The sequence below is a fragment of the Photobacterium kasasachensis genome, assembly GCF_050336885.1.
Taxonomy (GTDB): domain Bacteria; phylum Pseudomonadota; class Gammaproteobacteria; order Enterobacterales; family Vibrionaceae; genus Photobacterium; species Photobacterium kasasachensis.
This window is the reverse complement of the sequence record NZ_JAKJSH010000015.1, coordinates 60,123-71,325: the sequence shown is the minus strand read 5'-3', so window position 1 is coordinate 71,325 and position 11,203 is coordinate 60,123. Positions and strand designations below refer to the sequence as shown.

General features: G+C 49.6%; 9 protein-coding genes. 2 read left to right on the top strand and 7 right to left on the bottom strand.

Going from position 1 to position 11,203, the window contains the following annotated elements; translation table 11 throughout:
* Nucleotides 1-273 precede the first annotated feature (273 nt).
* On the top strand, nt 274-1,686 hold the full coding sequence (pykF, locus tag L4D19_RS20345; RefSeq protein ID WP_428454020.1) for a pyruvate kinase PykF: 1,413 nt from the start codon (nt 274-276) through the stop codon (nt 1,684-1,686).
* Between the two features lie 424 nt (nt 1,687-2,110).
* The gene (locus L4D19_RS20340) at nt 2,111-2,776 is read left to right on the top strand and encodes a GntR family transcriptional regulator (RefSeq protein WP_192928564.1); all 666 of its coding nucleotides are present in this window, start codon (nt 2,111-2,113) and stop codon (nt 2,774-2,776) included.
* Between the two features lie 54 nt (nt 2,777-2,830).
* Here L4D19_RS20340 and L4D19_RS20335 read toward each other — a convergent pair whose 3' ends face one another.
* The 7 genes from L4D19_RS20335 to L4D19_RS20305 all read right to left on the bottom strand — a co-directional run bounded on the left by L4D19_RS20335 (nt 2,831) and on the right by L4D19_RS20305 (nt 11,122).
* Nucleotides 2,831-2,959: a hypothetical protein gene (locus L4D19_RS20335; protein ID WP_255724956.1), complete on the bottom strand. Its 129-nt coding sequence runs from the start codon at nt 2,957-2,959 to the stop codon at nt 2,831-2,833.
* A 320-nt stretch (nt 2,960-3,279) separates the two neighbouring features.
* Entirely contained in the window at nt 3,280-3,777 is a 498-nt protein-coding gene (ilvN, locus tag L4D19_RS20330; RefSeq protein ID WP_075763546.1) for an acetolactate synthase small subunit, read from the bottom strand.
* Nucleotides 3,777-5,495, bottom strand: a complete 1,719-nt coding sequence (locus L4D19_RS20325; RefSeq protein WP_428454019.1) for an acetolactate synthase 3 large subunit — start codon at nt 5,493-5,495, stop codon at nt 3,777-3,779. The genes ilvN and L4D19_RS20325 overlap by 1 nt, the downstream gene beginning before the upstream one ends.
* A gap of 603 nt (nt 5,496-6,098) precedes the next feature.
* On the bottom strand, nt 6,099-7,931 hold the full coding sequence (locus tag L4D19_RS20320; RefSeq protein ID WP_428454018.1) for an AMP-dependent synthetase/ligase: 1,833 nt from the start codon (nt 7,929-7,931) through the stop codon (nt 6,099-6,101).
* 270 nt (nt 7,932-8,201) lie between these two features.
* Nucleotides 8,202-9,158 (bottom strand): transcriptional regulator LeuO, encoded by a 957-nt coding sequence (leuO, locus tag L4D19_RS20315; RefSeq protein WP_428454017.1) that lies wholly within the window; start codon nt 9,156-9,158, stop codon nt 8,202-8,204.
* Nucleotides 9,159-9,503: 345 nt separating this feature from the next.
* Nucleotides 9,504-10,616, bottom strand: a complete 1,113-nt coding sequence (locus L4D19_RS20310) for an MJ1255/VC2487 family glycosyltransferase (protein ID WP_428454016.1) — start codon at nt 10,614-10,616, stop codon at nt 9,504-9,506.
* A complete protein-coding gene (locus L4D19_RS20305) occupies nt 10,613-11,122 on the bottom strand; it encodes a phosphatase PAP2 family protein (RefSeq protein ID WP_428454071.1) in 510 nt (169 codons plus the stop codon). The genes L4D19_RS20310 and L4D19_RS20305 overlap by 4 nt, the downstream gene beginning before the upstream one ends.
* Nucleotides 11,123-11,203: the final 81 nt, after the last annotated feature.

The following is an 11,203-nucleotide window of genomic DNA, read 5'->3' as shown; positions in this document are numbered from 1 at the left end:
TCATGCTGGCGTGAGAACATCTTTCAAGGACGGACGACATAAGCAAAACATGGACACAAGAGCTGCCTTATGAAAGCAACCCGATGCTTTCATAAGGCAATATTTTTGTAAAAAATTTGTATTATCACTTAGAACTGAACATGAGAAGTTGCGTTTTTTTGATCTAGCCCGCAGTTTGTAGGCGTATTTCAACATAAATGCACGTCCGTTTTCAGGTATAACTCTGTGATTCAAATTTCCCTTGGGTAAAAGTTCGTCCGGAGACAATCCTCAATGAAAAAGACTAAGATCGTATGTACGATTGGACCTAAAACTGAATCAGTAGAGATGCTAACTAAGCTGGCTAACGCTGGCATGAACGTTATGCGTCTTAACTTCTCGCACGGTGACTTCGCAGAGCACGGTCAGCGTATCAACAACCTGCGTGAAGTAATGGCAGCGACTGGCAAGCAACTTGCTGTTCTGCTTGACACAAAAGGTCCTGAGATCCGTACAATCAAGCTAGAAAACGGTCAAGACTTTTCTCTGGTTGCAGGCCAGGAGTTCACTTTCACTACAGACACTTCTGTTATCGGTAACCAAGACCGCGTGGCGGTAACTTACCCTGGTTTCGCTAAAGACCTGACTAAAGGCAACACTATCCTGGTTGACGACGGTCTGATCGAGATGGAAGTACTAGAAACAACTGAAACTGAAGTTAAGTGTAAAGTACTTAACAACGGTGACCTGGGTGAAAACAAAGGTGTTAACCTACCAGGCGTTTCTGTAAAACTTCCTGCTCTTGCTGAAAAAGACAAAGCTGACCTTAAGTTCGGCTGTGAGCAAGGCGTTGACTTCGTTGCTGCTTCTTTCATCCGTAAAGCAGAAGACGTAAAAGAAATCCGCGAACTGCTGAATGCAAACGGCGGCGAGAAGATCCAGATCATCTCTAAGATCGAGAACCAGGAAGGTGTTGATAACTTCGACGCTATCCTAGAAGCTTCTGACGGTATCATGGTTGCTCGTGGTGACCTAGGTGTTGAGATCCCTGTTGAAGAAGTTATCTTCGCGCAGAAGATGATGATCGAGAAGTGTAACCGTGCACGTAAAGTGGTTATCACTGCAACTCAGATGCTTGACTCTATGATCAAGAACCCACGTCCAACTCGCGCAGAAGCGGGTGACGTTGCAAACGCAATCATGGACGGCACTGATGCAGTAATGCTTTCTGGTGAATCTGCTAAGGGTAAATACCCAATCGAAGCTGTTACTATCATGGCTCAGATCTGTGAGCGTACTGATGCAGCTCTTAAAGCCGAGCTAGGCTCTCGCCTGGACAGCTCTCGTCTACGCATCACAGAAGCTGTATGTAAAGGCGCTGTAGACACATCTGAGAAGCTAAACGCACCGCTAATCGTTGTTGCTACCGAAGCTGGTAAGTCTGCACGTTCTGTACGTAAGTACTTCCCAACGGCAAACATCCTTGCGATTACAACTAACACTAAAACAGCGGCTCAGCTAGCACTGACTAAAGGTGTTACACCTGTTGTTGTTGAATCAATCGACAACACTGATGCTTTCTACGGTCGCGGTAAAGATCTAGCTCTGGAAACAGGCCTGGGCGCTAAAGGCGATATCGTAGTAATGGTATCTGGCGCGCTAGTACCTTCTGGTACAACGAACACAGCTTCAGTACACGTACTATAAGACGAAGACTGAATCAAAAAAGGGAGCCCCTGTGGCTCCCTTTTTTTATCCCATCCAGCCAGCTTCCTCTCTCTTTCTCATACCGCCAGCCCGAACCGAAGGAAGGTATTACCACCCAAGACCTGCACTTTGATTCACTTATCGATGCTTTTAGCTGTCAATAATGATCAATAACTTACCTCCATAGTATAAATCTGTAGTGATAAGCTGAAACGACTCACAGAACCAAGGGTTCGCTGTCGCCCCACTGGTTTTTCCGTCGTATACTCACTTTGTAGCAGATTCCCGCAAGGTATAATTCCGAACGACCAAACTCTATTCTGGCTACGATTGGATTGGCTGATGCTTTTTTACCAATTAAATTCAATCAGCTACTACTAATACCCCCTAGGCGGTAATGCCTAGTATAAAAAACAATAAAAAAATGAGGAACGCAGTGTCTAGTCCTACTTTGACCAACAAAGTCATGGAAATGATCCGACAAGATATCTTGCTCGGTGAACTGGCTCCGGGACAAAAGCTTGTTGTTGCTGACTTAAAAGCCCGTTATGACGTCGGTGCCTCCCCTATCCGGGAAGCACTGGTACAACTGTCGTGGAAGAAATATGTTATTTTTGCCCCTCAGAAGGGCTGTTGGGTCGCACCCGTCTCCATTGCCGAGCTTGAAGAGCTATTTGAAACCAGTCAGCTTCTGTCTCAAGCCCTACTTGAGCGAGCGATGAAAAACGGCGATGAAGCTTGGGAGCTCAATATCCTGACCAGCTATCACAAACTCAGTCGAATCAACCCTGCAGACGCAGATGTCGATTTCAACGAATGGGAAAAGCGCCATAGCGATTTCCATCTTGCCCTGCTGGAGGGAAGTCAGTCAACCGTCATGCTTGGGCTTTATCGTGATGTCTACGAGCAAATAGAACGCTATCGGCATATCTGGGTTAGCCAGACACGTCATTATGAGGAGCGTTACCATGACAACGGCGAACATGAAGCGATGATGAAGGCTGTACTCAGCCGCAATCACCATGAAGCGCAGGCGCTTCTAAGTACTCACTCACAACGTGCCATTGATATGATCAAAACCTATCTGTAAGTACTTACTCTTCGTACTTATTCTTGCTTGCTAACACTCCATCATGACATCAGATCACCAGAAGATCTCTTTATGGTGAGTGTTTAGCAACAGCACTGCCAACAAGAAGTACAGCGCACTGACATTAAATCCCAGCAAGAATAATCCAAGAGTGGTTAGCCTAACCAAAAATTTATTCACCATCGCCCCAACTCCTCTGCCACGCATGTTTCTCGCCAAACTGTCCGCTATCACTACTGCGACTTAAGTCGAAGGCGACAGCTGATATGACAGTTATGCGATAGCTATCAGGCGGTAACTATCAGCAAGATAGGCCCTTGACACCCAATATTTCATGCTACCACCTATTAGACTTTAGTCTAAGACGCAGAGCCTTTCCGGGCAAGTTGCCACAGACAGATGCTGAGCGACAACCAGGTTTTTATCGGCCCCAAATAGCACAAGCCCGGCTCAGGATTCCCGAGCCGGGCTTGATACAAAACAACTAACTGTCGTTCAGAACGTTAGGCTTTTAGTGCCCGCTCTCCGCGAGCAATACCGACCACACCGCTTCGTGCCACTTCAACAATTTCAGTGGCTTCGGCGACGGCTGAAATAAACGCATCCAGCTTGTCGCTGGTTCCGGCCAGCTGAATGGTGTAGATCTGGGTCGTCACATCAACAATCTGTCCCCGGAATATATCGGCAGTCCGCTTGACCTCCGCGCGGGCAAAGCCGCTTGCTTTCACCTTGACCAGCATCAGCTCACGCTCGACATGGTCCGTTTCGGTCACATTGCTGACTTTGAGAATATCAATCAGTTTGTGCAGCTGCTTTTCGATTTGCTCTAGCGCAGCATCATCTTCCACATTGGTGGTGATATTCAGCCTGGATAAGGTCGGATCATCGGTCGGCGCTACCGTCAGCGATTCAATGTTGTAGCCTCGCTGGGAAAACAGGCCGACAACCCGTGATAATGCGCCCGATTCATTTTCAAGTAGTACTGATACAATCCTGCGCATTATGTTCTCTCCGTTTTGCTTAGCCACATTTCACTCATTGAACCCCCACGAATCAGCATCGGGTACACGTGTTCGGTCTCGTCCACACTGATATCGATAAAGACCAGCTTGTCTTTCATCGCCAGCGCTTTTTCCAGCTCGCTTTCCAGTTGGTTAGGATCGGAAATCCGGACGCCGACGTGGCCGTAGGCCTCGGCGATAGCGGCAAAGTCCGGTACGGAGTCCATATAGGAATGGGAGTGGCGTCCTTGGTAAATCATATCCTGCCACTGCTTCACCATGCCCAGGAAGCGGTTGTTGAGGTTGATGATCTTAACCGGGATATCATACTGCAGCGCCGTGGACAGCTCCTGGATGTTCATCTGGATACTGCCGTCACCGGTTACACAGACCACTTCGGCATCCGGCAACGCAAACTTCACGCCCATAGCAGCAGGCAGGCCAAAGCCCATGGTGCCCAGACCACCGGAGTTAATCCAGCGACGTGGCTTGTCAAACGGGTAGTACAGCGCGGCAAACATCTGATGCTGGCCAACATCAGATGCCACGTAGGCATCACCATCAGTCAGCTTATACAGAACTTCAATTACTTCCTGCGGCTTGATCCGCTCACTGTTCTTGTTATAGCTCAGACACTTGCGAGTACGCCAGGACTCAATTTCGCTCCACCAGCTATCAATCGCCTGCTCGTCGCTGGTACCACTCTGGTCATCAAGCAGCTTAAGCATACTATTGAGTACCGTATCGGCCGAGCCGACAATCGGGATATCCACCGCAATGGTTTTGGAAATTGAAGACGGATCAATATCAATATGCATGATAGTGGCGTCAGGGCAGTACTTCTCGACGTTGTTGGTTGTCCGGTCATCAAAACGTACCCCGATGCCGAAGATCAGATCCGAATTGTGCATCGCCATATTAGCTTCATAGGTGCCGTGCATCCCCAGCATACCCAGGCAGTTCTTGTGCGAGCCCGGGAAGGCGCCCAGCCCCATTAGGGTATTAACAACGGGAATGTTCAGCGATTCGGCCAGCTTCAGGATCTGCTCGCCGCAGTCGGACATAATGGCCCCGCCACCGACGTACAATACCGGTTTCTTGGCTGCCAGCAAGGCTTTGACACCGCGCTTGATCTGTCCCTTGTGACCCTGAGTCGTCGGATTATACGAGCGCATCGCAATCGACTCCGGATACTTATAGGGATACGTTTCAGCCGGGTTCAGCATATCTTTAGGGATATCGATGACAACAGGGCCCGGTCGGCCGCTGGATGCGATGTAAAATGCTTTTTTGACGATATCCGGGATATCTTCAGGATTTTTAACGAGGAAGCTGTGCTTGACGACCGGGCGGGAGATCCCCACCATGTCACACTCTTGGAAGGCATCATTGCCGATCAGGTTACTCATTACCTGGCCGGAAAAAACCACCATTGGAATTGAGTCCATGTAGGCTGTCGCAATACCGGTAACCGCATTGGTTGCGCCGGGACCGGATGTAACCAGCACCACCCCGACTTCACCCGTTGCACGGGCATAACCATCGGCCATGTGTACTGCAGCCTGTTCGTGACGGACGAGAACGTGTTCAATATCGCTTTTCTCGTGCAGGGCATCGTAGATATCAAGCACCGAGCCGCCAGGGTATCCGAAGATATGTTTTACGCCTTGATCGATCATCGATCGAACGATCATGTCAGCGCCGGACAACATTTCCATATTTCTTGCCTCCAGGTCGCGTATATCATCCCATATAGCTAATTCTCCGGACCCAACCAAGCGACTGTAACCTGTTCAATGCCATAAACCGCAGGAGTCAGTGACGCGTTTACAGAAAGAAACAGTATGGGTAGCACAATCGCCTTATCGTGGCCGGACTTTGAGGTGTTTACACCACGTCAATTAGCTATACGGGCTGATATAACATAGTTAGGGCTTATTTTTAGCCTAAATTGAAATCATGTTTACTTCTTCATGCTATGTGAGCCGCCGCCTGCCATAACAAACAACGGTAACCCGCAACAACTGTAACGCTTTTTTATCAATCAAGTCTATTGGCTAAAAGCAGTTCACACTATTCCTCTGCAACATAGTGAAATACGTCAGCTTCCTTCGGCCGGAGAGCTATGCAATAGAGATCATGGGCTGAATATAATGCAACAATGAGAAGATTCATCTGAAGGGAAAGGAAACGATAAAGGAGAAACCAGGGGCTCTTAGCTCAGCGACTCTTGGTTCCCACCGCTATAGAGGAATAACAGGGACGAATAAAATACAAAAGGAGCCCGAAGGCTCCTTTATACAGAGGGTTGCAAAGCGGTATCAGTGGTGTCTCACCGACTTCTTATGACTTTCTTCATACATCCGCTCAATTTCCTGATGATATCGGTCCTGGATCACCTTACGGCGCAGTTTCTGCGTCGGAGTCAGCTCTCCCTTGTCCATCGAGAATGCTATCGGCAGCAAGGTGAACTTTTTCACCTGTTCAAAGCGGGCCAAGTCCTTCTGCAGTTCAATTACTCGCTTCTCGATCAGCTCCACGATCTGGCTGTGCTTAACCAGCTCAAGGCGATCCTGGTATTTGATGTTGAGCTCACGAGCATGCTCTTCCAGCGTCTCGAAACACGGGACAATCAAGGCCGAGACGAACTTGCGGGTATCGGCAATTACGGCAATCTGCTCGATAAAGTGATCTTTACCGATAGCGCCTTCTATCACCTGCGGCGCAATATACTTACCGCCCGAGGTTTTCATCAGCTCCTTGATGCGATCGGTGATAAACAGGTTGCCTGCCTCGTCGAACTCACCGGCATCACCTGTTTTCAGGAAGCCGTCTTCCGTGAAGTTCTTGGCGGTCTCTTCCGGCATCTTGTAATAACCGCGCATGACCATCGGGCCACGGACCAGGATTTCTCTATTGTCACCAATCTTGACCTCGGCGCCCGGCATCGGTATCCCGATAGAGTCCGGGTTAAAACAGGTGTCGTCCCAGCAGGAAACGGTCGCCGTGGTTTCGGTCATGCCGTAGCCCAGCTTGACGTTAATGCCAATGGCATGGAAGAAACGGCCGATACTGGCATCAAGCTTGGCACCACCACACGGCATAAACTTGATCTGACCGCCGAGAATTTCACGCAGCTTCGACAGCACCAGCTTATCCGCCAGCTTGTAGCTCTTTTTGAGCATCAGCGAAGGTTTACGCTGCTGCTGACGACACAGGGCCATCCGCGCGCCCATATTCACCGCCCAGGTGAAAATCACCTTGCGATGGAAAGGGGCCCGCGCAACTTTGTCGTGAACCGCAGAATAGATTTTTTCATACACCCGCGGTACCGCAGACATGACGTTCGGCTTCACGTCTACCAAGGTTTCTTTCAGCTTATTGGTATCTGACAGATAGCAGTTCACGCCGCCACGGTGCAGTACGTAGAAGGTCCAGGCACGCTCGAACACATGAGACAGCGGCAAGAAGCAAAGCGACGTATCCCCCTCATCCAGAGCAAGATTGGTATCATGGCCTGCCAGCTGCGAGCCAATGTTCGCATAGTCCAGCATGACCCCTTTCGGCGTCCCTGTGGTACCCGAGGTATAGATCAGGGTCAGCAGGTCGTCCATTGCCGTCTGTTCGAGGCGCTGTGCCAATTCAGTTTCGATCTCAGCAGAGGCTTCGCTAGCAGCCTGGCCGGCAAAGTCATGGTAGCGGCAAACTAAAGGATGATCGGCCAGCTCGACAGCGTCAGACATCACGACGATACGCTCTAACTGCGGGCATTCTTCGATTATTTCTACCGCTGCATCATGCTGGGCCTGCTCGCCGACAAACAGAATACGGACATCGGCATTATTGATGATATAGGCAGCCTGCTGCGGCGTGCTGGTCGGGTAGATAGGCACTGTCACGCAACGGTTATAGAGGGCAGCAAAATCTGCAATGGTCCATCGCGGCATGTTGTTGGAGAAAATACCGACCTTGTCCTGGACATTCAGCCCCTGGCTAAGCATTGCCAGGGCAAGTTGGTGGATCTGCCCACCAAACTCCGTCCAACTTATATCCTGCCACTGGTCTTCGACCTGATGACGCAATGCCACCCGATCACCCAAACGGGCAATCTGGGCACGAATTCGATTTACGATATGAAAATCACGTTCAGCCATAACTACTCTGCCATTCTGGCTTACACCTGTAAGCCTATTAGAGATAGCGAAGTCTACAGTCGGGGCCAAAAAAGGCAACTGTAAAGCACCATATTTTATTTTTTATGTCGTGGCGATCCCAGTCCCTATCCCTGTCGGTACAGGCCTGATACGAGTTATTAAAAGAAATAATACAAAGTGTAAGAAATTATGGTCGCCGGGCAGGAGGCAGGGCCCGGCGATCACAAGAAGCCAGCAGGCGCTGGCTTCTCAAACAGTGGCTAGTCGTGGTTAGTAAGAGCTATCACCACAGACGTTCAGCAGTTGATCTCGCATCCAGATATGGCCTTTATCCTTCTGAGACGATTCATGCCAGCTCAGGTAACCGCAGATTTTTGCTGATTCAAACGGTAGCGGTAGAATTTTCAGCTGCTGAGACTGGGCAGCCGACTCAGCCAGCCAACGCGGCATAACCGCAATCAAGTCAGACTGGCCAGCCACATACATAATGTTGCTCAGGCTCGCGCCCTGGTAGGCTTCATGGTACGAATTGTGCTGGTTATAAATATGATCCGCGAACAGCTTGACGCCCGGAATCGACTTCAACACCGCGTGTTTCTCTGCCGCAAACTCAGTCTCGGTGATCGTATCGCCAATACGCGGGTGGTTACCGGCCGCAATCACAACCAGTTCGTCACTGAACAGCTCGGTGCTGCAAAAACCCGGTTCGTCAAAGCGTACATAGTCAATCACAAAGTCAACTTCCTGATAGCGCATCTTCTGGGCAAGTTCAGCATCCAGCTCGGCTTCTAGCTGCATACGCAGGTTAGGTGCCTGCTCGGCCACGTTACTTAAAATACGTGGAGCAAAACGCATGTCCGACGGGCTGCAAATAGCCAGCTTGAAAGTACGGTTTGACGTCTCTGGTGAAAAGATAGAAGACGGCAGTTCATTTTTTACCAACTGGAGCGCCTGGCGCACCGGACCAAACAACTGCTTCGCACGTTGGGTTGGCTGGATCCCACGACCATGACGGATAAACAGCTCATCATTGAACATCACTTTCAGGCGCGCTACAGCGTTACTTACCGCAGGCTGCGACATACCCAAATTATGGGCGGCACGGGTAATGTTTTGCTCTTGCATCACCGCATCAAATACAGTCAGAAGGTTAAGGTCAACACTTCTTAGATTTGACTCCATTCTATAGCTATCAGTCGGATGAATAGATGAAGTTTTTCGCGTCATATTTTGCCTCTACTTGAATTAAATTTGGGGCAAAATCCGTTATGCCACCGCTGAATAAAAGAGCTTCTCCTCTGCTCCTACCACTGTCCCCCTGTTCGGGATGCGGCCAGTATTATTCAAATAGATTGATGAAACCAATAGGCGAAAGTCAGCAAATGTAAAGACTTATAAGCAAATACTAAAATTCAGAATACAAATCAAACCAAATCAACAAGTTAAACTCATTATAAAAAGTTATAAAATCTCTATAAATTAAATAAAGGCGCAATTATAAGCAAAAAATGACGCACTATTGAGCAATTAATAACCACATCCATTCGACTGAAAAAGCAATTTTACGACTTATCAATAAGTCCCAGTGATTGAAAATATACGCTTCTCGGCTTCCTGAGGTGAGTCAAACTCGACCATTAAATCATGCACCAAATCGGGAAACTCAACCTGCAGCCAAAGCCGCTGCCATAATTCATCACAGTTATACCAATCACCGGCGATAACCCAGCGTGCGATCGCCTGGGCAACATCGGGAATTTTAACCACCCCTGCCGCATCTGTGTCCAGCCACAGACGAACAGCAGAAGGGTCAAGATGGACCATCGACATCGCCAGCCCCATTTGCTCCAGCGTTGCCACGTTACTCTGCTGTTCGTACTGCCCCTGCAACGGTTTTAGCAACAGCTTTTTCCCCAATCCGATCGCTTCTGACGGCAGCTCGAAACCGCCATTGGCAATTACCCCGGCGCAGCGTTGCAAACGGTAATGGAAGCTTTCCCGGTTCAATGCCCTGATACTGATATTTTCCAGCTCCTGATCGTCGGTGACGGCTGGGTGATAGCAATAAAAATGCTGCTGGGAAAAACGCGACAACAATGCCAGTACCTTGCCCAGGTCTTCAAAGGGCAGGTAGACCAATACACTGCCGTCATTGCGGATCTGGCTACTATGGGTTGGTGGTACTATCGGCGGCAAAATCATATGCCCGAAATGGTGCCAATGCAGCCCTAGCTGCTGCGAGGTAGGCGCAAAGTGCCGGGTGATCAGGCGATCACTCCACCCTTCCCCCTTCTTGGGCACCAGGTGCAGGAAAGCATTCTGGTGGCTGATCCCGATACTATGTATCTTCTGAACCTTGGCCGCCCATGCCGTTACCGGCTCAAAATCATTCAGTACGACATCATACCGGCTTAAATCCAAGGCCTTCACATCCTGCAGGAATTTGGCCGGATGATTTTGTGTCACGGTTTTCCATTGGTTGAGCTGACCGTTTTCAGTAACAAACGTCAGCCCGCGACGAGTCTGAAAGTTCCCGAAACAGGCCATATCAAAGTAGTGCTCCGCCGGCCTGCCGGAGAACAGATAGTCCACCTCGACATCTAGCTGACTAAAGGCCCGCGCCATTTCCCGGGCCCGTGAAATATGACCATTGCCGGTACCCTGTACGCCGTAAAGTATCTTCATAATGTCCCCTGAACGAAATCGAAGCTGATCAGTCCGAGCAATGCGCCCGCCACAATATCACTGATGAAATGCACCCCGAGCAGTACCCGGGACAAGCCGATAAGCGCTGCCCATGGCCACACGAGCCAAGCCGCTGTCGGATAAAACGCCGAGATAAGCGAGGCCATGATGAACGCGGCAGCCGTATGCCCGGAAGGCAAACTGTATTTATCGGAGGGTTTAATAAAGCTCGGCAGGTGGCTGGGCCGACTGCGCTTGAATGCGTTTTTAAGCAGCCAATACACCGGCAGCTCGATTAAAAATGCCAGCAAGCCGAGAACGAGCACCTGACTGCCTTGTTGTTCATCGGTCAGCCATACCGTCATGCCGAAAACAGCATACAGCGGGCCGTCTCCCGAACGAGAAACCGCCCGGCTCATAGCAGCCACCTGATAATTAAACCGGTGGCACAGGCAAAGAGTAGAAAAGGCATTATCAAAACGCTGTATCGGTGCGAGAACGGCCATCATTGAGTCCTTCACTGATTAAATTATCGTCAGACTAAAAAAGCGAGATGACAGTGCCGTGACGTTTTCAAGGAGGCTCAA

What these genes read in the sequence shown, in the direction of transcription:
- L4D19_RS20340 (WP_192928564.1), top strand. Translation starts at nt 2,111, where the DNA reads ATGAGGAACGCAGTGTCTAGTCCTACTTTGACCAACAAAGTCATGGAA.
- L4D19_RS20310 (WP_428454016.1), bottom strand. Translation starts at nt 10,616, where the DNA reads ATGAAGATACTTTACGGCGTACAGGGTACCGGCAATGGTCATATTTCA.
- leuO (WP_428454017.1), bottom strand. Translation starts at nt 9,158, where the DNA reads ATGACGCGAAAAACTTCATCTATTCATCCGACTGATAGCTATAGAATG.
- pykF (WP_428454020.1), top strand. Translation starts at nt 274, where the DNA reads ATGAAAAAGACTAAGATCGTATGTACGATTGGACCTAAAACTGAATCA.
- ilvN (WP_075763546.1), bottom strand. Translation starts at nt 3,777, where the DNA reads ATGCGCAGGATTGTATCAGTACTACTTGAAAATGAATCGGGCGCATTA.
- L4D19_RS20325 (WP_428454019.1), bottom strand. Translation starts at nt 5,495, where the DNA reads ATGGAAATGTTGTCCGGCGCTGACATGATCGTTCGATCGATGATCGAT.
- L4D19_RS20320 (WP_428454018.1), bottom strand. Translation starts at nt 7,931, where the DNA reads ATGGCTGAACGTGATTTTCATATCGTAAATCGAATTCGTGCCCAGATT.
- L4D19_RS20335 (WP_255724956.1), bottom strand. Translation starts at nt 2,959, where the DNA reads ATGGTGAATAAATTTTTGGTTAGGCTAACCACTCTTGGATTATTCTTG.
- L4D19_RS20305 (WP_428454071.1), bottom strand. Translation starts at nt 11,122, where the DNA reads ATGGCCGTTCTCGCACCGATACAGCGTTTTGATAATGCCTTTTCTACT.